The sequence below is a fragment of the Glycomyces tritici genome, from assembly GCF_030403505.1.
In genome coordinates, this window is sequence record NZ_JAUEMJ010000005.1 from 162,883 (window position 1) to 187,878 (window position 24,996).

Genomic DNA, 24,996 nt, shown 5'->3' on the forward strand with positions numbered 1-24,996 from the left:
TGTCCTTACTAGTGGGTGGGGAGTTCAGTCCTTCATGCCCGCTGAGGCGATGGACTGGATGAACGAGCGCTGGAAGACGAGGAACACGATCACCATCGGGACGGTGATCATGGTGATGTAGGCCATCACTTCGCCCCAGGCGGTGTCGAGCTGGAAGAAGTACTGGACGCCGACCATGACGGGGCGCAGCTCCTCGCTCTGCACGGTCATGAGGGGCCAGAGGTACGCGTTCCAGGTGGCGGGGGAGGTGACCACGGTGAGGATCGCGACGGTGGCGAACACGGGCTTGGAGAGGGGCACGATGATGCGCCAGTACGTGCGCAGCCAGCCGGCGCCGTCGATCGCGGCGGCCTCTTCGAGTCCTTTGGGGAGGCTCTTGAAGTACTGGGCGAACAGGAAGATCGAGAAGGCGTTCACGATGAACGGCACGATCTGCACCCGGTAGGTGTTGAGCCAGCCGAACTCCAGCACCGGGGTGAGGCCGTCGAAGCCCACCCACGGCAGGTTCGCCACGAGGTACACCATCGGCACGATGGTGGTGTCGAACGGCAGGATGAGCGTGGCGATGATGAGTCCGAAGACCAGGCCGCGGCCCTTCCAGCGCATCCGGGCGAGCGCGTAGCCGCACATGGAGTTCACGACGAGGCCGAGGGCGGTGACCATGAAGGTGACGAACAGGGTGTTCCCGAGGAAGCGCCAGAACGGGACCCGGTCGAACACGGCCGCGTAGTTCGCGAAGGAGAGGTCCCCGACGGGCAGGAACGCCTTGAGCGAGTTCATGTCCGCGAAGATCTGGTGGTCGCTCTTGAGGCTCGCGGCGAGCATGAACACGATGGGGAAGAGGAAGAAGGCCGCGAGCACGGTCATCGGCAGGTAGGTCCACCCGCGGCGGGCGGTGGCGGCGTTCATCAGTCCTTGTCCCTCGTCAGGCGGCGCTGGACGAGCGCCAGGGTGAGCACGATGCAGAAGAAGACGAGCGAGAGCGCGGCGCCGTAGCCCATCTGCTGCTGCTGGAATCCCTTCTGGACGATCTGGAGCACGATGGTGCTGGTCGATCCGACGGGTCCGCCGCCGGTCATGATGTTGACCTGCACGAACAGGCTCATCGCGGCGATCGTGATGGTGATGAGCACGAACACGAAGGTGGGCTTGAGGAGCGGCAGGGTGAGGTGCCGGAACCGCTGCCACGGCGTGGTGCCGTCGAGTGCGCCGGCCTCGTAGACCTCCTCGGGGATGGTCTGGAGGCCCGCGAGCCAGATGATCATGTGGAATCCGACGCCCTGCCAGACGCTCATGACCACGATGGCGCCCATGGCGGTCGAGGGGTCGGCGAGCCAGGCCTGCCCGGCCCACGCGCCGCCGGTGAGCATCGACAGGGCCGAGTTGACGAGCCCGTCCTCCTGGTAGAGGAAGCGCCACAGGAGGCTGACGACCACCATGGAGGTGATCACGGGCAGGAAGAACACGGTGCGGAAGAAGTTCCGCCCGGCGAGCTTCTGGTTGACCAGGAGCGCGAGGACGAGCCCGAGCCCGCCTTGGAGCGGGACGACGATGCACGCGAACAGCAGGGTGTTCAGCAGCGAGCGGTGGAACGTGGCGTCGTCGGCGAAGGCCCGGCGGAAGTTCTCGAGGCCGATGAACTCGGGCGGGGTCGGGGAGATGAGCCTGGCGTTGGTGAACGCCAGGACCAGCGACACGACGGCCGGTCCGATGACGAACACGAGGAGGAGCACGACTCCGGGGACCGCGAAGGCGGTGCCCGCGCGCTGCTCGGTGCGGGAGTGGGTGCGGCGGCGGCGGCGCGGCGGCCCGGGCGGGGCCGCCGCCGGAGCGGCGGCCCTCTCGGCGGTTGCGGTCGCCATCGCTTAGAACCCGTACCCGGAGTTCGCGTCGATGTCGGCGTCGATCTCGGCGACGGCCGCGTCCAGGGCGGTCTTGACGTCGCCGCCGTGGATGACGTCCCCGGCGTACTGGGTGAACACGGAGGCGATCACGGTGTACGCGGGGGTCTCCGGGCGCAGCGTCGCGTAGGCCTTGGAGTACTCGACCATCATGCGCAGCTTCCCGTCGGTGCCGTAGTGCTCGGTGAGCTCGGCGGCGGCGTCGGTGGCGGGGATGAGGCCGGTCTGGTTGGCGTACTCGGCGACGTACTCGTCCGAGAGCGCGGTCTCGAGCCAGGAGTTCGCCCCGGCCTTGTCCGCGGTGGCGGTGACGGCCCACTGCCAGGAGCCGCCGCCGATCTTGGGGCCGTTGCCGAAGTCGGGCGGGGGCAGGAACAGCATGTCGTCGTAGAGGTCGATGGCGGGCAGAGCGCCCCAGTTGCCGTGGAAGGCCATGGCGGCCTTGCCCTGCATGAAGTCCTCGGCACCGCCGGGGGACTCCGGGTTGGAGAGCCCCGCGGTGAACAGGCCCTGGAACCACTCGCCCCAGGCCAGCGCCTCCGGTCCGTTGAGGACGCCGTCGGACTTCAGGTAGGTCCCGCGGTCGATGAGGTCGCCGCCGAAGCTCTGCAGGAACGGGGAGAATGCGTAGGGGTACCACTCGCCGGTGTCGGCGGTGGAGAAGTCGATCGCGTACTCGTAGCCGGCCGTGCCGGTGACGGCCAGGAGCGCGTCGTCGAACTCCTCGCGGCTCCAGGGGGATTCGATCGTGGGGATGCGGACGCCCGCGGTCTCCAGCACCGACTGGCGGGCGAAGACCGAGCAGGCGGCCTCCCAGTGGCCCACGGCGTACAGCTGGTCCTGGAAGACCCCGAGGGTCGAGGGCAGGAACTTCGCGGTGATCGCCTCGGGCACTTCGATTGGCTGGAGGTGCCCGGCCCACGCCCAGTTGGGGACGTTCGGTCCGTCCACAGTGAGCAGGTCGGGAAGGTCGCCGGAGAGTGCGGCGGCGTTCACGGAGTCGTTGTAGACGTCCTGCGGGAACGGTTCGAGGGTGGCCTTGAGGTTGTCGTGGGACCCGTTGAAGGCCTTGATGATGTCCTCGGTGACCGCGACTTCGAGCGGGCTGCCGGCGTTGTGGCTCCAGAGGAGCAGCTCGCCGTCGGAGGCGGAGCCGGAGGCGGTGCAGGCGGCCAGGGCGGGGCCGGCGAGGGCGGCGCCGCCGGACGCGGCGGCGAGTTTCATGAGGTGGCGTCGTTGCATGGTGCTCACTCCAATGTGATTCGGGCGGAAGGGCTGAGAAGGGCTAGCGCGGCTTGGCGACGGACTGCCGCCGGGCCACCGGGCAGGGCATGCGGTGCTGGACGGGCGCGGCCTCGGGGTCGTCGAGGCGGCGCAGCAGCTCCACGACCGCCCAGCGCCCCATGTCGTAGTGGGGGAGGGCGGCCGAGGTGAGCCCGGGATGCAGTGCCGGTGCGATGAGCTCCTGGTCGTCGTAGGAGACGACCGACAGGTCTGCGGGGATGGCGAGGCCGAGTTCGGCGGCGGCGCGGTAGACGCCCATGGCCATCCGGTCGTTGAAGCAGAAGACGGCGGTGGGCCGGTCGGGCCGGGCGAGCAGTACGAGCGCGCCTTCGTAGCCGAGCTGGGTGGTGGCGTGCTCGACCTCCACCAGCAGCGGCTCGGGGTCGACGCCGCACTCGGCGACCCGCTCGCGCCAGGTCTCGAGCCGGACGGCTCGGGCCTGGACCTGCTCGCGGGTGGTGACGTGCCCGATCCTGACGTGCCCCGCGCCGGTGAGCTCGGCGAGCACCCCGAGGGTGCCGCCGCGCTCGTCGGGCACGACCGAGGAGGCCGAGCCGTCGGCGGTGCGGGCGTCGAGCAGTACGCAAGGGGTGGAGCCCATCGCGTCCGGCACCGCCACCACCTGGTGGTACATGGTGGCGAGGAGGATGCCGTCGATCTGGCGCTCCTGGAGCGCGCCGATCGCCTCCTCGGTCTCGGCGGGGTCCCCCGAGGTGTCGACCATGAGCAGCAGGAACCCGGCCTCGCGGGCCGCGTCGTGGGCGCCGCGGATCATCTGGCCCGCGAACGGCGTGGTCGCCACGTCGTCGCCGACGAACCCGATCATCTGGGTCCGCCGCGTCCGCAGCCCCCGCGCCACCGTGTTCGGCCGGTACCCCAGCTCGGCGGCGGCGGCCCGGACCCGCTCGCGGGTCTCGGGGCCGATGCGCCGGCCCCCGGTGTCGTTGAGCGCCATGGAGGCCGTGGCCGTGGAGACGCCGGCCGCCCGTGCGACATCGGCCAATCGGGGCTGCTTGGTCACCGTTGACTTCCCTTCATCGGTTAATCGATTAACTAACGTGCCGCAACTCATCCGCATGAGTTCGTTAATCGATTAACGGAGAATCTACGACCGTTCGGAAACAACCCGGCCACGCTGATGTCACGGTTCGGTCACGACGCGCCGGGCCCGTGTTAGGAATGGGCATGGCTCAGCACCAGTCCTACGACGCCGTGATCGTCGGCGGCGGCCACAACGGCCTCGTCTCCGCCGCCTACCTGGCCCGTGCGGGACGACGCGTCCTCGTCCTGGAACGCCTGGGCCGCACCGGAGGCGCCGCCATCTCGGCACCCGCGTTCCCCGGCGTCGACGCCCGCCTCTCCCGGTACTCGTACCTGGTGAGCCTCCTGCCGCGCATGATCGTCGACGACCTCGGCCTGCGGTTCACCGTGCGCAAGCGCGGCGTCTCCTCCTACACGCCGACCGAGCGCGACGGCCGCTCCACCGGGCTCCTCGTCACTCGCGACTCGGCCCGGACCAGGGAGTCCTTCGCGAGGCTCACCGGCTCCGAACGCGAATTCGAGGCCTGGCAGGAGTTCTACGGCAAGGCCGCGCACGTGGCGGCCCGGGTCTTCCCCACCCTCACCGAACCACTGCCCACAGAGGACGAACTGCGCCGGCGGGTGGGCGACGACCGGATCTGGGACATGTTCTTCCGGCGGCCCCTCGGCGAGACGATCGAGCAGACGTTCACCGACGACCTCGTGCGCGGTGTCGTGCTCACCGACGGCCTCATCGGCACCTTCACCTCCGCCTGGGCCGAGGACCTGCGCCAGAACCGGTGCTTCCTCTACCACGTGATCGGCGGCGGCACCGGCGACTGGGACGTCCCCGTGGGCGGCATGGGCGCCCTCACCGACGAACTCGCCCGCGTCGCCCGGGCGGCCGGCGCGGAGATCCTCACCGGCCACGAGGTCACGGGGATCGCCACGGACGGCGAGCGCGCCGAAGTGGCCTACGAGAACGACCGGGGGAGCGGCACGGTCGACGCCCGGCACGTCCTGGTGAACGCCTCGCCCGAGGCGCTCGCCGACCTGCTCGGCCGGGAGCGGCCCGAACCCGCAGAAGGGGCGCAGCTCAAGGTCAACATGCTCCTCAAGCGGCTGCCGAGGCTGCGCGACGCCGGTGCGGACCCCCGCGAGGCCTTCGCCGGGACCTTCCACGTCGCCGAATCCTTCGCGCAGCTCGAAGCCGCCTACACCGAGGCGGCCTCCGGGCGGCTCCCGTCGCAGCCGCCCTCCGAGATCTACTGCCACTCCCTCTCCGACCCGTCGATCCTGGGGGAGGAGCTGGCGCGCGCGGGCTACCAGACCCTCACCCTCTTCGGACTCCACACGCCCGCAAGGCTTTTCGACGGCACCGGGGACGAGAGGGCGCGGCTGCTCGCGGCCACGGTCGCCCAGCTCGACCGGTACCTCGACGAGCCGCTCGCCGACTGCCTCGCCACGGACGGCGACGGCGCGCCGTGCATCGAGGCGAAGACCCCGGTCGACCTCGAACGCGACCTCAGGCTCCCCGGCGGCAACATCTTCCACCGCGACCTTTCCTGGCCGTTCCGCACCGATGCGGCGACCGGCCGCTGGGGCGTGGAGACCGAGCACCCCAACGTGCTCCTCTGCGGCGCCGGGGCCGTGCGCGGCGGCGGCGTGAGCGGGATCCCCGGGCGCAATGCGGCCATGGCCGTCCTCGAAGCCCGGCCGGGCGTCGGACCCCGGACGTAGACTGCCCGGCAGAGGCGAAGGAGGCGGCGATGCCAACGAAGGACGAGGTCATGGCCGAGCTGGCCGCACTCGAGGACCCGAGGATCCGCGAAGTGAACGAGCGGCACGGCGACGACCACGGCGTGAACCTCACCAAACTCCGCGCCGTCGCCAAGCGGCTGAAGACCCGGCAGGACCTCGCGCGGGAGCTCTGGGCCACCGGGGACACCGCCGCGCGCCTGCTCGCCCTGCTGATCTGCCGCCCGAAGGCCTTCGAACAGGACGAGCTCGACGCGATGCTGCGCGAGGCGCGGACCCCGAAGGTCCACGACTGGCTCGTGAACTACGTGGTCAAGAAGCACCCGCAGGCCGAAGCGCTCCGCCTGGCCTGGATCGACGACCCGGACCCGGTGACCGCCTCCGCCGGCTGGGCGCTGACGAGCGAACGCGTCCAGAAGCGGCCCGAGGGCCTCGACCTCACGGGCCTCCTCGACGTGATCGAAGCCGAGATGAAGGACGCCCCCGACCGCCTCCAATGGGCGATGAACCAGTGCCTCGCCCAGATCGGCATCTCGCACGCCGACCTCCGCGAGCGCGCCATCGCCATCGGCGAGCGGCTCGAAGTGCTCAAGGACTACCCGACGCCGCCGAACTGCACCTCGCCCTTCGCGCCCGTCTGGATCAACGAGATCGTGCGCCGCCAGAACGCCTGAGCGCGGACCCGATCGGCCGCGCCCCGCTACCGCACCGCGAAGATCCGGGCCGCCGGACCGGCCTGCACCTCCACGACCGGCCCGCCCTCGGCCGCGCGGACCTTCCACTCCGGCAGCGCGACCGGGTAGACCTGCTCCAGCGTCCGCCCGCGCAGCCCCGGCAGCCCGACCTCCACGGCCCCGCCCCGCGACCACACCGCCAGCAGCGACTCGTCCCCGGCGTCGAGCTGCAGCGCGAGCACGTCGTCGTCCCAACCGGGCAGGCCCAGCGGCCACACCGGGTGCGACACGGCGATCCGCTGCCGCCAGTCCTTGTGCAGCGCAATCGCTTCGCGCACCAATGCGAACTGCTCCTCGCCGAGCCCGCCGAGGAACCCCGAGAGGTAGAGCCGGCTCATCACGCCCGCCGTCATCGCGAACGCCGTCTCCTCCGAGCTCATCGCCTTGTCCGGGTACGCCCAGTTCCCCGCCTGCTCCGGCGCCACGCTCGCGGGCGCCGCCGCCGCGATCGCCGCATACAGCCGGAAGTCCTGCTGGTCGCTCGTCGACTGCAAGTGCGCCACGGACAGCAAGTTGTAGTCCATGCGCATCGCGCCTGAACCGCAGTTCTCGAACAAGACCTCCGGATGCCGCGCCTGCGCGTCGCTCAGCCACCCCCGGAACGCGAGCGTGTGCCCCAGCAGCCCGGCCCCCGGGCCGGCGGCGTCCACATCGGTCCCCACGCCGGAGTTCACGTTGTAGTCCAGCTTGAAGAACTCGATCCCGAACTCGGCCACGAGCCGGTCCACGGCCTCGTCCAGATGCGCGCGCGCCGCCGGGTGGCGGAAGTCGAGCTGGAAGTGCCCGGTCTCGCAGACCCGCTTGCCGAACCGCTGGAAGAACGCCGCGTCGGGCAGCTCCCGCCCCGCCTTCGCCTGCTCGCCGACCGCTTCGGGCTCGAGCCAGATCCCCGGCCGCATCCCCTTGGCGCGGATCGCCTCGATGACCGAGACCAGACCGCCGGTGAACAGCCCGGGGACCTCGCGCCAGTCGCCCGAGTCCGTCCACCAGTTCCCGGTCCCGTACCACCCGGCGTCGATGCAGTAGTACTCCGCGCCCGCCGCCGCGGCCGCCTCGATCAGCGGCAGCTCCTTCTCCGTGGAGGGACCGGCCATCAGCGTGTTCATGAAGTCGTTGTACACCAAGGGAAGCCGCGCATCGATCGGCCGCATCTCCCGGATCGCGCGCCGGTAGTCCGTGAGCGCCCCGAAGGCCGCGTCCCGCCCGCCCCCGGCGACGCAGAACCCCGCCGGCACCGTCGTGAACGCCTCGCCGGGCGCCAGACGCGCCGCGAACTGGTGGTACAGATCCGTCGGGCCGTACACCCCCACGATCACCGTGCCCTCGTGCTGCGAGGCCTCCCAGTGCCAGCCCGCGCTCGTCTCGGCCTGCCACGCGATCGAGGGCCCGTCCTCCAGGGCCAGGACCCCGGTCGGCAGGTACGCGCCGCTGGAGAACGACCCGTGGCTGGTCACGCCGAAGTTCCCCCGGTTGCGCCGACCGTGGAACCCCGGGTTGACGTTCGGCAGCAGCTCCTCGACGGGCCGCTGGTGCCAGCGCCCCTCGGCGAGCCATTCGCTCTCGCCCCACAGCAGGTCGTGCGCGGCTTCGGGCACCGCCACGATCGCGGAGGCCACGTTGAGGAGCACGACCTCCTCGGCGGTGGCGTTGCGGACGGTGTGCCGGATCTGGAGCCCCGGCCCCGCGGCGCGGAAACTGCTGTGGACCTCGATGCCGGACCCCGGCTCGCGCTGGCTGATGCGCAGCTCGTCGCCGTCCGCTTCGTGGCCGGTGTAGCGCAGGCGCGGCCCGGAGCCCCAGTGCAGGAGGCTCTGGTCGGGGCGGGCGCGGTGCTCGCCTGCGGTGCTGTAGTCGGCGACGGGCATGGGCGCGACCACCGATGGGGCGTCCGGGCCGGTCGCCCAGTGGGCGAGCCGGACGGGGTGGTCCTCGCCGTGCTCGAATCGCAGGTGCATGCCGGGCCGGGACCACTCGAAGGCGGTCGCGGGGCCGGGGTGCCGAGGGGGCGTCACTGCCACTTTTTGCTCCACTTTGGATCGTTGTGTGCCGGAGGGTCAACGAATCAAGCTAGTGGCCGTGCGTGGCGAGCACAAGGGTCGAGCCCTTGAAATTATGCGATGAATGCCGCGGGATATGGCGGTCATTTGGTCATAAAAGGTACATCAATGTCTACACAGCAAGCAGGATCATGACAATAGATATGATGTTTCTATGCCCGTATCCGTCACGGTTCGAGCGGCGATTCCTCGTCTTCAGTGGGGAGGAACGGCAGCGAGTCCTCGACGCCCAAGAGGTGGTTGGCCATGCGGATGCGGGCCGCGTCGGGGTCGCGGTACTTCAGGGCCCGCCAGATGGCGTGGTGCTCGCCGTGCGTGCGCCGGTCGATGCCCTCCTCGCGCAGGCTCCGCCACAACCGCTCTCTGATGGTGCGGCTGGCGAAGGTCTCGATCATGCCGGTGAGCACGGGATTGCCCGTGTGCGCGGCGATGATGCGGTGGAAGGCGATGTCGATCTCGATGATCCGCTCGTGCGCGTCGGGGTGCTCATCGAGGATGCGGCCGGCCTCGTCCAGCAGGGTCTCGGCCTCCTTGAGCGCGTCGTCGGTGATCCGGGTGGCGGCGAGGCGGGCCGCCTCGCATTCGAGCAGGCGGCGGATCGCGTGGAGGTGCAGGGTCTGCCCGTCGCCCTGGAGGTCGACGACGAAGCCCATCGGCGCGAGCAGCTGCGAGACGTCGAGGTCGGTCACATACGTGCCGTCGCCCTGGCGCGAGTTGAGGATGCCGAGGATCGACAGGGCCCGGACGCCTTCGCGGAGGGAGCCGCGGGAGACGCCCAGGGTCTCGGCGAGCTCCTTCTCCACGGGCAGGCGTTCACCGGGGCGCAGATCGCCGTTGAGGATCATGTGTTTGATGCCGTTGACGACATCGTCCGTGCGGGACATGGGTGCAAGTATCGCCGAGTCGCGTCAGAACCGCAAGAATGGTCGGATCTTTCAGGTCACGATCCCGTGGTACGGGCGGGACGCTGAGAGGGCCTTCCGATCCCGGCGCAGTGTGCAGTCTGCGTTGCCCGGTTCGGAAGGCCCTCGGCCGCGAGCGGTACGACAGCGAATCGACCCCCCGACCCTCACATCGTGCCCGCGGCCGTCCCGGAGGCGAGCCCCCGGGACGTCTCTACCCCTTGATGGCCCCCGTGATGACGGCCTTGGTGAAGTGCTTCTGGATGAACGGGTACATGATCACGATCGGGAGGACCGTGCAGACCACGACCGCCATCTTCAGGGCCGCGGTGGGCGCGGCCTCGCCCTGGTCCTGGTACTGCGCCGTGGCCGAGGCGCCCTCGGGCAGGCCCTGCGTGGACATGAGCATCCGCTGGAGGACGACCTGGATCGGCTGGGTCTCCAGGCCGGGCGTGTAGAGCACGGCCGAGAAGTAGATGTTCCAGTAGCCCACGGCGTAGAACAGGGCGACGACCGCGAGGATCGCCTTCGACATCGGCAGCACGATCGTCAGGAGGATCCGGAACTCGCCGGCGCCGTCGATGCGGGCCGCGTCCAGCAGCTCGCCGGGGATCGTGTTCATGAAGAACGCCCGGAGCACGATCAGGTTGAAGGCGCTCAGCGCGACCGGCAGGATCAGCGACAGGTAGTCGTTGAACAGGCCGAGCTTCTGCACCACCAGGAAGCTGGGGTACATGCCGGGGCCGAACAGGAACGTGAACAGCACGAGCATGAGTATCGGCCGGTGCAGGAACGAGCCGGTGCGCGAGAGCGCGTAGGCCCCGCAGATCGTGAGCACCATGCTGAAGGCGGTGCCGCCCACCGTGAGTACCACGGTGAGGATCAGCGAGTCGGTGAGCGCGCCGCCGGAGAAGATCTCCTGGTAGGCGCTGAGGCTCAGGTCGGTCGGGATGAGCAGCAGGTTCCCGCCCGCTCGGGAGAGGGCGTCCTCGCTGGCGAAGCTGGTGGCCACGATCGCCCAGAGCGGCACCAGGATCGCTGCCGCGTAGGCGATCAGGAACAGGGCCTTCACGCTCTTGCCGACGAGGGAGGGCTCCTCGTCCCAGACGGGACGGGCGCTCTTGCGGGGCTTGGGCTTGATGTCTACGGCGGTCATGACTTCTGGTAGATCCCTTGCTCTCCGAGGCGGTGCGCGACCTTGTTGGCGGCGAGGATCAGGACGAGTCCGATCGCGCCCTTGAACAGGCCGGCCGCGGTGCCGAACGAGGCCCCTTCGGTGCCGATGACGCTGCGGTAGTACACGTAGGTGTCCAGCACTTCGGTGGCCTGGTAGCCGATGGCGTTGCGCTGCAGCTGGTACTGCTCGAAGCCGACGGAGAGGATGCCGCCGATCTGGAGGATGAGCAGGAGGATGATGACGGGCCTGATCCCGGGCAGGGTGATGTGCCACATCCGCCGCCAGCGGTTGGCGCCGTCGACCGCGGCGGCCTCGTAGAGGCTCGGGTTGATGGAGGCGAGGGCCGCGAGGAAGATGATCATGCCCCAGCCGGCGTCCTTCCACGCCCACTGCATCCACGCGAGCACCAGGAAGGTGTCCGGGTTGGAGGTGAAGGTGAGGCGGTCGCCGCCGAGGCTCATGAGCCAGTTGGAGACGAGCCCGTCGGCGCCCAGGACCTGGACGAACACGGTGACGACCAGGACCCAGGAGAAGAAGTACGGCAGGTACACGATCGACTGGAACGTGCTGCGGACCTTGGTGGAGACCACCGAGTGCATGACCAGTGCGAGCACGACCGAGAGCGGGAACAGGAACAGCAGGTGCGCGGCGGCGAACTTCAGCGTGTTCAGCAGCGCCGGAACGAAGTACGGGTCGTTGAAGAGCCGCTCGAACCACGCGAAGCCGACGAACGGGTTCTCCCAGAACGGCCGGTGGGGGCTGTAGTCCATGAACGCGATGATGTTCCAGGCCGAAGGCCAGTAGAAGAACAGCGCGAGCTGGACGAGCACCGGGAGGGCGAGCACCAGGAGGGGCCAGTCGTGCCGCAGCCGCTGGGCGGCGGACCGCTTGCGCTTGACGATGCGCGCGTTCGGAGTCCGGGCCGTGGTCGGCGGGGCCTCGCTTTGCATAGTTGCCATGGGAATTCCAGTCTCAAGTCCGAGGTCGGCGGGTGTGAGCGGCCGGGCCGCCCGCGCTGCGGGCGGCCCGGTGCCCGTCACTGCTCGTTGAGGCTCTTGTAGATGTCGGTGTAGAAGCCGCGGGCCTCTTCGCCGCCGTTCGCCATGAAGGTGGCGACGATGTCGGGGATGGTGGAGAGGTCGGCGCGGCCGTAGGCGATGTCGTTCTGCTGGTCGTTGAAGGTCTGCGAGGCCGACTTGGCCGCCGCCGGGGCCTCGATGCGCACGCCCTCGAAGATGCTCGGCACGATGAACTCCTGGCACGAGGCGTTGAACTCGAAGTGCGCCTGGACGACCTCGGGGATGCCGGTGAGGAACCGCTGGACCTTGCCGGAGTACTGCTTGAGGTTGACCGGGGCCAGGACGACCTTCTGGCCGTGCTCGGTGTGGACCGGGTTGCCGGTGGCGTCGTACTCGAAGTGCTCGCCTTCGACGCCGTACTCCAGAAGCTCGTTCTCCTTGGTGCCGAACGGTGCGGAGCACCAGTTGGCGACGTCGAGGAGCTCCTCGACCTGCTCCCTGGAGAGGTCCTTGTTCAGGAAGGTCCAGCCGTCGACGGAGGTGCCGGCCTTGAGCGTGGGCTTGCGGCCCTTCGCGCCGATCGGCGGCACGGGGGCGATCGCGCCCGTGGCGGTGCCGTCCTTGACCTTGGCCGCGTACTCGTACCAGCGGACCGGGTTCTCCTGGGAGAACAGCGTGGTCCCGGCGATCTGCATCGCCCCGTTGTCCAGCGTGCCGGTGGGCGCGTCCGGGTGGATGAGCTTCTCGTCCCACAGGGTGCGGCGGAACTCCAGCAGCTCGGTGAACTCGGGCTTCTCGCAGTCGTTGACGAGCTTGCCCTGCTCCTCGTCCCAGGACCAGCCCTCGTCGCCGACGAGGCCGAAGAGCTGCGGGAGGATCCAATCGACGGCGCCGAAGGCCCACTTGCCGTTGGCGTCGTCCGACCACTTCCGGCAGGCCTCGAGCAGCTCCTCGACCGTGGTCGGCATCGCGATGCCCGCGGCCTCCATGAGGTCGACGCGGGTGAACAGGGCGTTGCCCGGGCCGCCGCTGAAGGTGGCGGGGATGCCGTAGAGGCGCGCGGTCTCGGGGTCGCTCGCGTCCGTGGACCAGACCGACTGCGCCCAGGACTGGGTCGGCAGGCCGGCCAGGAGCGGCCAGCGCCCGGAGATGTCGCCCTTGAGGATGTCGGTCAGGTCGTAGAAGGTGTTGACCACGGTCTCGGGGAAGTTCGTGTGGGAGCCGAGCATCCAGCTGAAGAGCAGCATGCCGTCGCCGTACTCGTTGGCGTTGAGCCACTGGACCGAGGTGTCGGCGTACGTGTTGCCGTCGGCCTGGCGCAGGTTGATGGTCGTGCCGCCCCAGGCGTCGCGCAGCGCCGCGAAGTAGGGGTCGTCGTTCGAGGGGGCCTCGCCCCAGAACGGGACGGTGATCTCGTAGGTGCCGCTGTTCGAGGGCACCTCGGTGATGGCCTCGACCGGCTCGGGGTACGAGGTGAACGCGGAGGGGTGGTTCGGCGGGTCGCCGATCAGGTCGGGCTCGGCCGGGAGCGGCCATTCCTTGTACTCGGGCAGGAAGTCGAAGCCCTCGGTCGCCTGGGTGGAGCCTTCGCCGGTCTTGATGTCGGAGCAGGCGGCGGCGAAGGGGAGTCCCGCAGCGCCGACGGCGCCGAGACCGGCGACCTTGAAGAGGGAGCGGCGCCGCATCGGTGCGGAGGAGGAGTCGGGCATCGTAGGCCTTTCATTCGCGCTGCCATGAGGGATGAAGACAGCAAGGGATCTAAATTTGGATATGCCTTCAAACAAAAGTAAGCCAGGTGGAGCAGGTTAGGCAAGACCTCAAGCAATCTAAAGATCAGATGATTCCGTAGTCATACGGGATCGATGCGAAGCCGTTATGCGGCAAACGCTGGCATTTCTCTCCCTCGTGCTAGAAGTTCGCCACGAGTCATCGGATCATTGCTCACTGAATCGCGAAGATCCGGGCGGCCGGCCCGGCGGGCACTTCGAGCACCGGCGCGCCGTCGCCGGTGCGGATCGTCCACTGCGGCAGCGCGGCCGGGTACACCTGCGCCACGGTCCGCCCCTCCAGCTCCGGCAGCGCGATCTCGGCGGCCCCGCCCCGCGACCACACCGCCAGCAGCGACTGCGGGCCCGCGTCGAGCTGCAGCGCCACGACCTCGTCCTCCCAGCGCGGCAGCCCGAGCGGCCACGTCGGCACCGCCTCGGCGATGCGGTGGCGCCAGTCCTTGTGGAGCATGACGGCCTCGCGCACCAGCGCCGACTGCTCCGCGCTCAGCTCGTTCAGGAACCCGGACAGGTAGATCCGCCCGACGACGCCCGCCGTCATCGCGAACGCCGTCTCCTCCAGGCTCATCGACGCGGCCGGATACGCCCAGTTGCCGGCCTGCTCGGGGAGCACGCTCGCGGGGGCGGCGGCGGCGATCGGCGCATACGACCGGAACTCCTGCTGGTCGCTCGTGGACTGCAGGTGCACCACGGAGAGGAGGTTGTAGTCCATGCGCATCGCGCCCGAACCGCAGTTCTCGAACAGCAGGCCCGGGTGGCGCTCCTGCGCGTCGCGCAGCCAGTCCGTGTACGCCAGGGTGTGCCCCAGGAGCCCGGCCCCCGGACCCGCGGCGTCCACATCGGTCCCCAGCCCCGTGTTCGTGTTGTAGTCGAGCTTGAAGAACCCGATCCCGAACTCGTCCACGAGCCGGTCGACCGTCTCGTCCAGATGCGCCCGCGCCGCCGGGTGCCGCAGGTCGAGCTGGAAGTGCCCGGCCTCGCTGACGCGCTCGCCGAACCGCTGGAAGAACGCCTCGTCCGGCAGCCGCTTCGCCATCGGCGACTCGACGCCCACCGCCTCCGGCTCCAGCCACAACCCGGGCCGCATGCCGTTGGCGCGGATGGCGTCGATGACCGACAGCAGCCCGCCCGTGAACCGCTCGGGCGCCTCGAGCCACTCGCCGGCGTTGGTCCACCAGTTGCCCTCCAGGGCGGCGAACCAGCCGGCGTCGATGCAGAAGTACTCCGCGCCCGCCTCGCCCGCCGACTCGATGAGCGGCAGCAGCCGCTCCGTGGTCGGCCAGCCCATGAGCGTGTTCATGAAGTCGTTGTAGACCACCGGCAGTCGCGCGTCGACCGGGCGCACCTCACGGATCGCACGCCGGTAGCCGGTGAGGGCCGCGAAGGCCGCGTCCCTGCCGCCGTCGGCGATGCAGACGCCGGCGGGCACCGAGGTGAACGCCTCGCCCGGCGCCAGGCGCGCGGCGAACTGGTGGTGCATGTCGGTCGCGCCGTGCACGCCCACGGTCACCGTCCCGCCGGTCAGCGCCGTCTCCCAGTGCCATCCGGCGCTGGTCTCGACCTGCCATGCCAGCGAGGGGCCGTCGGCGTTCGCCAGGACACCGGTCGGCAGGAACGTACCGCTCGACCAGCTGCCGTGGCTGGTCAGCGAGAACAGGCCGCGCGAGTACTGGCCGCCGTGGAGCTCCGGGTGGGTGTCGGGCAGCAGGTCGTGCAGCGGGCGCTGGTGCCAGCGCCCCTCGGCCAGCCACTCGCTCTCGCCCCACAGCAGTTCCTGCCCGCCCGTGTCGGGCACGGCCACGACCGCCGAGCTCACCGAGAGCAGCACGAGTTCGCGCTCGGACCCGTTGCGCACCGTGTGCCGGATCTGGAGGCCCGGTCCGGCGGCCCGGAACACGCTGGTCACCTCGAGGCCGGTCTCGTGGTCGTGCTGGGTGATCCGCAGTTCGCCGTCGAGCGATTCGCGCCCGGCGTAGCGCAGCCGCTGCCCGGCCCCCGAGTGCAGAAGGGTCTGGTTGTTGCGGGCGCGGTGCTCGCCGGGGGTGTAGACGTCCACGATCGCCCAGGGTGCAGCGGCCGAAGGCGCATCGGGTCCGGTCGCGAGGCGCACGAGCCGCACCGGGCGGTCGTCGGCGTGGTCGAAACCGAGGTGCAGGCCCGGCGCGGCCCACTCGAAGGCCGGTTGCTCGTCGGGGCGGCGCGAGGCGGTCGGAGGCACTGCGGGCTCCACTCTGGATAGAGATACATGGATGCGTCAACGAATCAAGCTATCCGGGCGCTCGGCCGTGTACAAGGGCCTGCACCGGAAAAAAGCCGATGAATCTTCCAGAAGTTGCAGACGGTAGTGGGATGAAATATCGCTATTTCATCATCAAACGGTCATTTCCACGGTGATGTGGTACGCGATTGCCAAGATAGATATGACCTATTCGCTCGCCCTGGCCGAGTGGCAAGGTCACGGCTTGGACAATTTAGTTTCAACGGGTGACCGAACATTGACAGCGGCCAGTGAGGTATAGCAGTCTTTCCATATCTCTCCCCGCGGTCACCCGTCCGCGGAAGAGCCGGCATCACGCCCATCGCACCCCTCCGCGCTCGCGGACCGTCCCAGGGTGCGCCGAAAGGGGAAACTCCGTTGATACGCAAGGCAATGAGGCTGCTCCTGGCAGCCCCGATCGCGCTCTCCATGCTGGCCGTCCCGGCCGCATCGCAGGCGCAGGACGCTGAGCCCCAGACCGCCGAGGAGATCGTCGCGGCCATGCAGCCGGGCTGGAACCTCGGCAACTCCTTCGACGCCATGTGCTGCAGCCCCGGCGCCGACGAGACCGCCTGGGGCAACCCGCGGGTCGACGACACCTTCTTCGACGACATCGCCGCCGAGGGCTTCAACTCGGTCCGCATCCCCGTCAGCTGGGGCAACCACACCGGCCCCGCGCCCGACTACACCATCGACCCCGCCGTCATGGCCCGCGTCAAGCAGGCCGTCGACCGCGCCCTCGCCGCCGACCTCTACGTCATGATCAACACGCACCACGACTCGTGGCAGTGGATCACGAAGCTGGCCGACCCCGAGCAGCACGACCAGGTCAAGGCCCAGTTCGACGCCACCTGGGTCCAGATCGCGGACACCTTCGAGGACTACCCGCAGGAACTGGCGTTCGAGCCCCTCAACGAGGTGGGCTTCGATGAGGCCCTGACCCCGGGGAACGATCTCGACCACGAGCTCATGGCCGAGTTGAACAGCTCGTTCCACGCGATCGTGCGCGGTTCCGGCGGTGGCAACGCCGACCGCCTCCTGGTCCTGGAGACGCTCCACACCTCGGCAGACCAGGTCCACTTGGACGCGCTCGCCGCCGAGATCGAGGCGCTGGACGACCCGATGCTGGCCGCGACCACGCACAACTACAGCTTCTGGCCCTTCAGCGTCAACGTCGCCGGGTACCCCTCGTACAACGAGGAGGTGCAGGACATGCTCGAAGCGACCTTCCAGGCCCATGTCGACACCTTCACCTCCAAGGGCATCCCGGTCATCATCGGCGAGTACAGCCTGCTCGACAACTACGACCGCAAGGTCGAGCGCGGCGAGGTCCTGAAGTTCTTCGAGCACTTCGGCTACCTGGCCCGCACCTCCGGCATCACGACCATGTGGTGGGACAACGGCACGCACTTCGACCGCTTCAAGCGCGAGTGGCGCGACCAGGAGCAGTTCGACTACATCTCCACGGCCTGGACCACCCGCTCGGGTACCGCCGCCTCGGACCTGCTGTTCGTCGACGCCTCGGACAAGATCACCGACAAGTCGATCACCTTGAACCTCAACGGTCTTGAGTTCGACAGGGTGAAGTTCGGGACCACTACGTTGAAAGCCGGCAAGGACTACTCGCTGAGCGGCACGACCTTGACGATCAAGGCGAAGGTCCTGAAGCGCATCCTCGGCGACCGCGAGGTCGGCTCCAGCGCGCAGCTGAAGATCTTCTTCTCCGAAGGCATGCCCTGGAAGCTCAACGTCATCAACTCCGAGGACCCCTCGGTCGAGGACGCCACGGGCACCAACGCGTCGTTGACGATCCCCACGGCGTTCAACGGCGACCAGATGTCCACCATGGAGTCCGTCTACGCGGACGGCAGCGGGGCCGGCTACCACAACTGGGCCACGTTCCCGGAATTCTGGGACGACTTCAGGCCCGACTACGAGAACGGGACCATCCTGCTGACCAAGCGGTACCTGGACAGCCTCAAGGACGGCGAGCAGGTCTTCCTGACCCTCCACTTCTGGAGCGGCCAGACGATCGAGTACACCGTGGTCCGCAACGGCGAGACCGTCACCGGCGCGGTCGCTTAGCAACCGCACCTCGTAATGCCAAGGGGCGCAGTCCTTCACGGACTGCGCCCCGCTTCGCGTTCAGGCCTTCGGCTCCCAGGGCACGGCGGCGCTGAAACACGTGCCGAGGAGGCGGGAGAGGTTCCAGTAGTCGTCGTCCACGGGCTCGTGCTCGCCCAGGAGCATGCGGGCCGCCGGGAACGGGCGCCCGGCCCGCAGCTGCGCGATCTCGATGAGGTCGGCGCGCTCGGCATCCGGGTCGCGGACCTCCTCCATGCCGGTCAGTGCGCGGCGGACCGCCGGCTGGAAGGTGCCCTCCTCCCACAGGCCTTCGATCTCATCGAGCTCGATCGTGATGAACCGGCCCGGCGCGGTCGCCACGGCCTGCCTAAGCATCGCGGCGTGGTCGTCAAGGGGCCCTTCGGCGGCGAAGAGCCGGTTCAGCGCGGGCAGGGCGGCGTCGAGCTGGGTGAGCGCGCGGTCCTTGGCGACCAGTGGCGCGACGGCCTCGACCACGTCGCCCTCCTTGCCGCCCGGCACTTCGACGAAGTCGCCGGTCTTCGGGTCCCACTCGGCGACGTAGGCGTCCGGGTCGGCCTCGATCACGATGGTCTGCGTCCTGATGTCCGCCGGGCGGAAGAGGGCGAGCCACAGCAGCGGCACGCAGCGGGCGTCGTAGGCGACGACGCCGGTATCGGGTGCGAAGCCCGCCACCGTGGTCGAGGGGTACAGGGAGTCCCGGTCGGCGGTGCAGAGGTACGAGGAGTTCGGCATGGCCGGAGCCTATCCGGCACCTCCGACACGGCGAGCGCTCCGGGTTGACCGGATATCGACAACTGTCTATGGTGGGGAGAACGAAACATTCGTCCTCAATGTCGAACGTTTCGAGACATGCGGTGTGCGCCGACCCCGGCGCCTCCCGCAGCCGCGGCGCATCCCGGCCCCGGCCCCCCGACCCGTCAGAAAACCCGAACCTGGAGTTCGCATGAGACTGAGAGCGCTCACATCACGAGGTCGCGGCGTCGCCGCGCTCCTCATAGCCTTCCTGATGGTCCTGTCCGCCCAACTGCTCGCGCCCCAAGCGGCGCAAGCGCAGACCGGGCTCACCGTGAACCTCGCCTCCAACGCCGGCCCGTCCGAGGGCGTCGGACTCGGCTTCCTCTACGGCATCAACGCGGACGGCTCCCAGCCGCCCGCGTCGCTCCTGGAACCCCTGCGCATGAACGCCTACCGCGCGGGCGGCCACATGACCCGCGGCTGGATCGAGGACGGGTACCGCAACGGCCAGGCCACCCAGACCATCCTCGCCTCGATCACCTCCCAGGCGCGGCGCTTCACCGCCGCCCCCTACAACGCCCAGTACCAGGCCATCCTCAGCGACATGTACGGCGCGTACGGCGGCCAGGGCGCGAACACCATGTACCCCTGCGACAACGGCAACTGCTCGAACTGGGTGACCTTCCTCGAGACCGTCGTCGGGCAGCTGCGCGACACCGGACTGCCGATCGCCTACGACATCTGGAACGAGCCGGACATCGACATCTTCTGGACGCGCGGGGTCAACAGCCCCCAGTACTTCCAGATGTGGGACACCGCCGTCCGCACCATCCAGCGCGTCGACCCCGACGCCGAGATCGTCGGCCCCTCCTTCGCGTACACGCCCGACCGCCGCCCCGAGCAGTGGCAGACCTTCCTCTCGCACGTGAAGGCCGCCGGGACCCTGCCGGACATGATCGCCAACCACACCCTCGGCAACGTCGACGACCCGGTGCGGGTGGGCGACTCCACGCTCGCAGCGCTGGCCGCCAACGGCATCCCGGCGCTTCCGCTCTCCGCCAACGAGTACCAGCCGCAGAACATGCAGACCGCCAACGTCACCGCCTGGTACCTGGCCCGGTTCGCGCAGTCCGACTACGACAACGCGATGCGCGGCAACTGGGTCTGCTGCCTCACCCCGAACCTGACCGGGCTGCTGACGCAGGTCAACGGCACCTGGGGCCCGACGGGCAACTGGTGGGCGATGAAGTCCTATGCGGACATGACCGGAACGCTCCTGCAGACCTCCGGCCAGGTCAACGGCACCGCGATCTCGGCGTCGAAGGACGAGGCCGCGCGCCGGGCGGTCGCGGTCCTGGGCAACATCAACGGCGCCACCGGGGCCACCTCGGTCACCTTCAACGGTCTGGCGTCGGTGCCGTGGCTGACCGAGGGCGGGAACGTCCACGTCACCGTCAACCGCATGCCCGAGGGGGCGCTGAGCGCGCCGCAGGTCGTGTACAACCAGGACGTGAGCACCGCGAGCGGTTCGATCACGATCCCGTTCAACATCCAGAACGGCAACGACGCGTACTCCGTCTACCTCACCCCGGCGACCGGGGGCGGCGGCGAGGACGCCGGCCAGCTCCGCTCGGCCGCGTCCGGACGCTGCATGGACGTGCCGAACTCGGCGACGACCAACGGCACCCGCGTCCAGATCTGGGACTGCCACACCGGCGCCAACCAGCAGTGGACGCTGAGCACCGGCGGCGAACTCTCCGTCTACAGCGGAGGGACGCGGCGCTGCCTCGACGCGTACGGGAACCAGACGACCGCGGGCACGGCCGTGATCATCTGGTCCTGCCACGGCGGCGCGAACCAGCGCTGGACGATGCAAGCCGACGGCACCGTGAGGAACGCGCTCTCGGGCCTGTGCCTCGACGTCAACGGCGCGGCCACGGCGAACGGCACCCAGGCGGTGCTGTGGACCTGCCACGGCCAGCCCAACCAGCGGTGGACCCTAGGCTGAGTCCACGCTCCGCCCGCCCGCGGTTCAGCGGGCGGGCGGAGCGGTGCTTGAGCGCAGGAGCAGTTCGGTGGCGATCTCCACGCGCCGATTGGGCGGCGTGCGGCCCGCCGCGAGGTCCAGGAGCATCGCCGCCGCCGTGGCCGCCATGTCGTGCAGCGGCTGGCGCACCGAGGTGAGCGGCGGAATCATCCACGTGGCCATCGGCAGGTCGTCGAAGCCGACCACGCTGAGGTCGTGCGGCACGCGCACGCCGAGCTCGGCCGCGGCGTGGTAGACGCCGAGCGCCGAGCCGTCGTTGCACGCGAAGATCGCCGTGGGCGGGTCCGGGAGGCGCAGCAGGGTCTTGGCGTGGTCGCGGCCGTCCTCGATCTGGAAGTCGCCGATGCACACCAGCTCGGGGTCCACCGGAACGCCGGCCAGGTCCATCGCGGCGCGGAACCCGTCCAGCCGGGCCCGGCCCGCGAGCACCCGTTCGGGGCCGGTGATGACGGCGATGCGGCGGTGCCCGAGTTCGAGCAGGTGCCGCGTGGCCTCCAGGCCGCCGTTCCAGTTGCTGGTGCCCACCGAGGGGTCGTCGTGGCCGGGCTCCCCGGTGGGGTCGACGGCGACTATCGCGATGTCCCTGGTGCGCAGGCGCTCCCGCTGCTCCGCGGTGACCCCGCAGAAGACGGGGATGACGCCCACCGGGCGGCGGGCCAGCACGTCCTCGACCCAGCCGCGGCCGGGGACGTGGCTGCCGCCGAGCTCGGAGACGACGACGCCCAGGCCGTTCGCGCGCGCGACTGCGCTCACGCCGTTGACGACCTCGACCGGGTACAGCCCGCGCACCTCGTGGAAGAGGACCTCGATGAGCGGCGCGGGGCGTGAGGGGCGCTTCTGGCGGCGGTAGCCGTACCGGCGGATGAGCGTCTCGACGAGCTCGCGGGTCTCGGGGGCGACGTCGATGCGCCCGTTCACGACCTTGGAGACGGTGGCGACGGAGACGCCGGCCCGTGCGGCGAGCTGCGCGATGGTGAACGGCTCGCCTGGTGGCGCAGCGGGGGAGTCGGGGGAGGAGGTCATGCGTGGATTCTAGCTGCGGTGGCACCGACAACGCCGGGTCGAGCGCGTTCCGAGGCTTGACATCCATTGATGGTTACCGATAACTTATATTTCGAAGTTTCGATCTATCAATCGAAAGCTTCGGTTCGACCGAGACCCGGTACCACCCCCACCTCGGTCGGCTCCACCTGCGGCGCCGACGCCGTCCTCGCCGACATCTCCCACGATGCCAACGCCTGATTCCCCATGGGGCGGCCGGTGCTTCCGAGCGATACCGAACCGGCCGCCCCGCCCCGTCGGACGGATTGACCATCGCATTTATATATGTCGATTTCTGCTAACGTAAGTTCTCGGTAACATTTCCCTTTTGGAGGTACGCCTCATGTCAACCGCACCCCTCAGCCGCCGCCGGCTGATCCAGGCCGCCGGCGTCGCAGCCGTGGCCACCGCCGCCCCCGGCGTCGGCGGCGGCCACGCGCAGGCCGCACTCGCGCCGGCCCGGCCCGACATCGGCGCCGCCGCCTTCGAATTCCCCCTCGGCCAGGTCACCCTGAACGCGGGCCGCTGGCTCGACAACCAGAACCGCACCCTCGCGTACCTGCGGTTCATCGACGTCAACCGGCTGCTCTACAACTTCCGCGCCACCCACCGGCTGTCCACGGGGGGCGCGGCCCCGAACGGCGGCTGGGACGCCCCCGACTTCCCCTTCCGCACCCACATGCAAGGCCACTTCCTCACCGCGTGGGCGCAAGGATGGGCCGTGCTCGGCGACACGACCTGCCGCGACAAGGCGAACACCATGGTCGCCGAACTCGCCAAGTGCCAGGCCAACAACGCCGCCGCCGGATTCGCCGCCGGGTACCTCAGCGGGTTCCCCGAGTCCAACTTCGACGCCCTCGAGAACGGCACCAAGGGCGACGTCCTGTACTACGTCATCCACAAGACCCTCGCCGGACTCCTCGACGTGTGGCGGCTCATGGGCTCCACCCAGGCCCGCGACGTGCTCCTGGGCCTCGCGGGATGGGTCGACGCCCGCACCGCGCGGCTCTCCACGACGCAGATGCAGAACGTGCTGCGCGTCGAGTTCGGCGGCATGAACACCGTCCTCGCCGACCTCTACCAGCAGACGGGCACCGAGCGCTGGCTCACCGCCGCGAAGCGGTTCGACCACGCGGCGGTCTTCGACCCGCTCGCGAGCAACCAGGACCGGTTGAACGGCCTTCACGCCAACACCCAGGTGCCCAAGGTGATCGGGGCGGCCCGCGAGTACAAGGCCACCGGCACGACCCGCTACCGCGACATCGCCCGGAACTTCTGGAACATCGTGGTCGGCGCCCACACCTACGTGATCGGCGGCAACAGCGAGGCCGAGCACTTCCGCGCCCCGAACGCCATCGCCGGGTACCTCGACACCGACACGTGCGAAGGCTGCAACACCTACAACATGCTCCGCCTCACCCGCGAGCTGTGGCTCCTCGACCCGAACAACGCCGCCTACTTCGACTACTACGAGCGGGCGCTGCTCAACCACCTCATCGGCTGGCAGAACCCGGCCGACCCGCACGGGCACATCACCTACTTCACGCCCCTGAACCCGGGCGGGCGCCGCGGCGTCGGCCCGGCCTGGGGCGGCGGCACCTGGAGCACCGACTACAACTCGTTCTGGTGCTGCCAGGGCACGGGCCTCGAGACGTTCACCAAGCTCATGGACTCGGTGTACTTCAAGGCCGACACGACCCTGTACGTCAACCTCTACACGCCCTCGCGCCTGAACTGGACCGAACGCGGCATCACCGTCGTGCAGTCCACGTCGTACCCCGTGAGCGACACGAGCACGCTCACCGTCACCGGCGCCGCGAGCGGGTCCTGGACGATGCGACTGCGCATCCCCGCCTGGACCCAGGGCGCGGTCATCAGCGTCAACGGCCAGGCCCAGGCCGTCACCGCGACCCCGGGCACCTACGCGGTGCTGACCCGCACATGGGCCTCCGGCGACGTGGTCACCGTCAAGCTCCCGATGAGCGTGAAGATGCAGGCGGCCAACGACGACGAGAACGTCGCAGCGGTCGTCTTCGGCCCCACGGTCCTCTCCGGCAACTACGGGAGCACCGCCCTCGGCACGCTGCCCTCCCTCGACCCGGACTCGATCGAGCGGACCAGCACCTCCGCGCTCGCGTTCAGGGCCACCGCCGACGGCGCCACCGTGAACCTCGGCCCGTTCTTCGACGCCCACGGCCACAACTACACCGTCTACTGGAACGCCTCCGGCGAAGGCGGGTCGACCGGCGCGCCCGCGTTCAAGCTCTACAACGCCAACTCGAACCTGGTCCTCGGCGTGCAGGACATGTCAACGGCCGCAGGCGGTTTCGCGTTGCAGTGGAACGACACCGGCACCGCCGACCACAAATGGGAAGTGGTGGCCTCCGGCGCGACCGTGAAACTGCGCAACCGCAACTCCGGCCTGGTGCTGGGCGTGCAGGACATGTCGACCGCCGACAACGCGCGCATCGTCCAGTGGAACGACAGCGGCACCGCCGACCACCTCTGGACCCTCGTCGACACCGGCGATGGCCGCCACAAGATCCGCAACGCCCACACCGGGAAGCTCCTGGCGATCCTCAACGCCGCCACCGCCGCCGGCGGCCAGGCCGTGCAGGATCCCGACAACGGGACCGCCGACAACCTCTGGCGGTTCGTCCCCGACGGAGCCCGCCGCATCCAGAACGTCAACAGCGGCATGGTGATCGGCATCCAGAACATGTCCACCGCCAACGGCGGCCTCGCCGTCCAGTGGGGGAGCACCGGCACCGCCGACCACTTCTGGACCGCCGTGCTCGACACCGGCGGCTACTTCAAGCTGCGCAACGGCAACAGCGGCAAGGTCCTCGGCGTCGAGAACGCCTCCACCGCAGCGGGCGCGCGCGTCCTGCAATGGGACGACAACGGCACGAGCGACCACCGCTGGCGCCTGCGCTACGGCTCCGGCGGCGCGTTCCGCATCCAGTGCGCCAACGGCGGCAAGGTCCTCGGCGTCCAGAACGCCTCGAAGACCCAAGGCGCCCAGGTCGTCACCTGGGACGACACCGGCGCCGCCGACCACCTCTGGCGGTTCGTCTAACCCCCGCGGCGGGGGCGGGCCCCCCGCCCGCCCCCCCCCCCCCCGGGGGGCCCCCCCCCCCCCCCCGCGGCCCCCCCCCGGGGGGGGGGGTG

The 24,996-nt window shown here is 69.5% G+C and carries 17 protein-coding genes; 5 read left to right on the top strand and 12 right to left on the bottom strand.

Annotated features, from left to right (window positions below):
- Positions 1-24: 24 nt before the first annotated feature.
- Genes QWI33_RS17635 through QWI33_RS17650 form a run of 4 tightly spaced genes read right to left on the bottom strand, consistent with a single transcriptional unit; the run spans position 25 to position 4,206 of the window.
- On the bottom strand, positions 25-909 hold the full coding sequence (locus QWI33_RS17635; protein WP_289958458.1) for a carbohydrate ABC transporter permease: 885 nt from the start codon (positions 907-909) through the stop codon (positions 25-27).
- Complete coding sequence (locus QWI33_RS17640; RefSeq protein ID WP_289958459.1) at positions 909-1,862, bottom strand: carbohydrate ABC transporter permease; 954 nt, start codon at positions 1,860-1,862, stop codon at positions 909-911. Before QWI33_RS17640 ends, QWI33_RS17635 begins: the two co-directional genes overlap by 1 nt.
- Positions 1,863-1,865: 3 nt before the next feature.
- Positions 1,866-3,143 (bottom strand): extracellular solute-binding protein, encoded by a 1,278-nt coding sequence (locus tag QWI33_RS17645; protein WP_289958460.1) that lies wholly within the window; start codon positions 3,141-3,143, stop codon positions 1,866-1,868.
- A 43-nt stretch (positions 3,144-3,186) separates the two neighbouring features.
- Positions 3,187-4,206, bottom strand: coding sequence for a LacI family DNA-binding transcriptional regulator (locus tag QWI33_RS17650; RefSeq protein ID WP_289958461.1), 1,020 nt, complete (start codon positions 4,204-4,206; stop codon positions 3,187-3,189).
- Positions 4,207-4,370: 164 nt separating this feature from the next.
- Here QWI33_RS17650 and QWI33_RS17655 point away from each other — a divergent pair, with 164 nt between their 5' ends.
- Positions 4,371-5,945: a phytoene desaturase family protein gene (locus QWI33_RS17655; protein ID WP_289958462.1), complete on the top strand. Its 1,575-nt coding sequence runs from the start codon at positions 4,371-4,373 to the stop codon at positions 5,943-5,945.
- Positions 5,946-5,974: 29 nt separating this feature from the next.
- On the top strand, positions 5,975-6,637 hold the full coding sequence (locus tag QWI33_RS17660) for a DNA alkylation repair protein (RefSeq protein WP_289958463.1): 663 nt from the start codon (positions 5,975-5,977) through the stop codon (positions 6,635-6,637).
- Positions 6,638-6,663: 26 nt separating this feature from the next.
- On the opposite strand, the gene QWI33_RS17665 is transcribed toward QWI33_RS17660, so the two are convergent.
- From QWI33_RS17665 to QWI33_RS17690, 6 genes are all read right to left on the bottom strand, one after another.
- Positions 6,664-8,715: an alpha-galactosidase gene (locus QWI33_RS17665; RefSeq protein ID WP_289958464.1), complete on the bottom strand. Its 2,052-nt coding sequence runs from the start codon at positions 8,713-8,715 to the stop codon at positions 6,664-6,666.
- Between the two features lie 206 nt (positions 8,716-8,921).
- Positions 8,922-9,638, bottom strand: coding sequence for a FadR/GntR family transcriptional regulator (locus QWI33_RS17670; protein ID WP_289958465.1), 717 nt, complete (start codon positions 9,636-9,638; stop codon positions 8,922-8,924).
- A gap of 232 nt (positions 9,639-9,870) precedes the next feature.
- The gene (locus QWI33_RS17675; RefSeq protein WP_289958466.1) at positions 9,871-10,812 is read right to left on the bottom strand and encodes a carbohydrate ABC transporter permease; all 942 of its coding nucleotides are present in this window, start codon (positions 10,810-10,812) and stop codon (positions 9,871-9,873) included.
- Positions 10,809-11,792: an ABC transporter permease gene (locus QWI33_RS17680; RefSeq protein WP_289958467.1), complete on the bottom strand. Its 984-nt coding sequence runs from the start codon at positions 11,790-11,792 to the stop codon at positions 10,809-10,811. The genes QWI33_RS17675 and QWI33_RS17680 overlap by 4 nt, the downstream gene beginning before the upstream one ends.
- A 77-nt stretch (positions 11,793-11,869) precedes the next feature.
- Positions 11,870-13,561 carry a type 2 periplasmic-binding domain-containing protein gene (locus tag QWI33_RS17685; RefSeq protein ID WP_289958468.1) on the bottom strand — a complete coding sequence of 564 codons (1,692 nt, stop codon included), beginning with the start codon at positions 13,559-13,561 and terminating at the stop codon, positions 11,870-11,872.
- A 232-nt stretch (positions 13,562-13,793) separates the two neighbouring features.
- Positions 13,794-15,857: a glycoside hydrolase family 36 protein gene (locus QWI33_RS17690; protein WP_289958469.1), complete on the bottom strand. Its 2,064-nt coding sequence runs from the start codon at positions 15,855-15,857 to the stop codon at positions 13,794-13,796.
- Between the two features lie 432 nt (positions 15,858-16,289).
- Here QWI33_RS17690 and QWI33_RS17695 point away from each other — a divergent pair, with 432 nt between their 5' ends.
- Positions 16,290-17,981: a cellulase family glycosylhydrolase gene (locus QWI33_RS17695; protein ID WP_289958470.1), complete on the top strand. Its 1,692-nt coding sequence runs from the start codon at positions 16,290-16,292 to the stop codon at positions 17,979-17,981.
- A gap of 60 nt (positions 17,982-18,041) precedes the next feature.
- On the opposite strand, the gene QWI33_RS17700 is transcribed toward QWI33_RS17695, so the two are convergent.
- Positions 18,042-18,734, bottom strand: a complete 693-nt coding sequence (locus QWI33_RS17700) for a hypothetical protein (protein ID WP_289958471.1) — start codon at positions 18,732-18,734, stop codon at positions 18,042-18,044.
- A gap of 211 nt (positions 18,735-18,945) precedes the next feature.
- Here QWI33_RS17700 and QWI33_RS17705 point away from each other — a divergent pair, with 211 nt between their 5' ends.
- Positions 18,946-20,745 (top strand): RICIN domain-containing protein, encoded by a 1,800-nt coding sequence (locus tag QWI33_RS17705; protein ID WP_289958472.1) that lies wholly within the window; start codon positions 18,946-18,948, stop codon positions 20,743-20,745.
- 24 nt (positions 20,746-20,769) lie between these two features.
- On the opposite strand, the gene QWI33_RS17710 is transcribed toward QWI33_RS17705, so the two are convergent.
- On the bottom strand, positions 20,770-21,807 hold the full coding sequence (locus tag QWI33_RS17710; RefSeq protein ID WP_289958473.1) for a LacI family DNA-binding transcriptional regulator: 1,038 nt from the start codon (positions 21,805-21,807) through the stop codon (positions 20,770-20,772).
- 361 nt (positions 21,808-22,168) lie between these two features.
- Here QWI33_RS17710 and QWI33_RS17715 point away from each other — a divergent pair, with 361 nt between their 5' ends.
- The gene (locus tag QWI33_RS17715) at positions 22,169-24,904 is read left to right on the top strand and encodes a beta-L-arabinofuranosidase domain-containing protein (RefSeq protein WP_289958474.1); all 2,736 of its coding nucleotides are present in this window, start codon (positions 22,169-22,171) and stop codon (positions 24,902-24,904) included.
- The last annotated feature ends 92 nt before the right edge of the window (positions 24,905-24,996 follow it).

Excerpts from the sequence above, each read along its gene's own strand:
- QWI33_RS17635 (WP_289958458.1), bottom strand. The coding sequence starts at position 909 with ATGAACGCCGCCACCGCCCGCCGCGGGTGGACCTACCTGCCGATGACC.
- QWI33_RS17640 (WP_289958459.1), bottom strand. The coding sequence starts at position 1,862 with ATGGCGACCGCAACCGCCGAGAGGGCCGCCGCTCCGGCGGCGGCCCCG.
- QWI33_RS17645 (WP_289958460.1), bottom strand. The coding sequence starts at position 3,143 with ATGCAACGACGCCACCTCATGAAACTCGCCGCCGCGTCCGGCGGCGCC.
- QWI33_RS17655 (WP_289958462.1), top strand. The coding sequence starts at position 4,371 with ATGGCTCAGCACCAGTCCTACGACGCCGTGATCGTCGGCGGCGGCCAC.
- QWI33_RS17660 (WP_289958463.1), top strand. The coding sequence starts at position 5,975 with ATGCCAACGAAGGACGAGGTCATGGCCGAGCTGGCCGCACTCGAGGAC.
- QWI33_RS17670 (WP_289958465.1), bottom strand. The coding sequence starts at position 9,638 with ATGTCCCGCACGGACGATGTCGTCAACGGCATCAAACACATGATCCTC.
- QWI33_RS17675 (WP_289958466.1), bottom strand. The coding sequence starts at position 10,812 with ATGACCGCCGTAGACATCAAGCCCAAGCCCCGCAAGAGCGCCCGTCCC.
- QWI33_RS17680 (WP_289958467.1), bottom strand. The coding sequence starts at position 11,792 with ATGGCAACTATGCAAAGCGAGGCCCCGCCGACCACGGCCCGGACTCCG.
- QWI33_RS17685 (WP_289958468.1), bottom strand. The coding sequence starts at position 13,561 with ATGCCCGACTCCTCCTCCGCACCGATGCGGCGCCGCTCCCTCTTCAAG.
- QWI33_RS17695 (WP_289958470.1), top strand. The coding sequence starts at position 16,290 with ATGAGGCTGCTCCTGGCAGCCCCGATCGCGCTCTCCATGCTGGCCGTC.
- QWI33_RS17700 (WP_289958471.1), bottom strand. The coding sequence starts at position 18,734 with ATGCCGAACTCCTCGTACCTCTGCACCGCCGACCGGGACTCCCTGTAC.
- QWI33_RS17705 (WP_289958472.1), top strand. The coding sequence starts at position 18,946 with ATGAGACTGAGAGCGCTCACATCACGAGGTCGCGGCGTCGCCGCGCTC.
- QWI33_RS17710 (WP_289958473.1), bottom strand. The coding sequence starts at position 21,807 with ATGACCTCCTCCCCCGACTCCCCCGCTGCGCCACCAGGCGAGCCGTTC.
- QWI33_RS17715 (WP_289958474.1), top strand. The coding sequence starts at position 22,169 with ATGTCAACCGCACCCCTCAGCCGCCGCCGGCTGATCCAGGCCGCCGGC.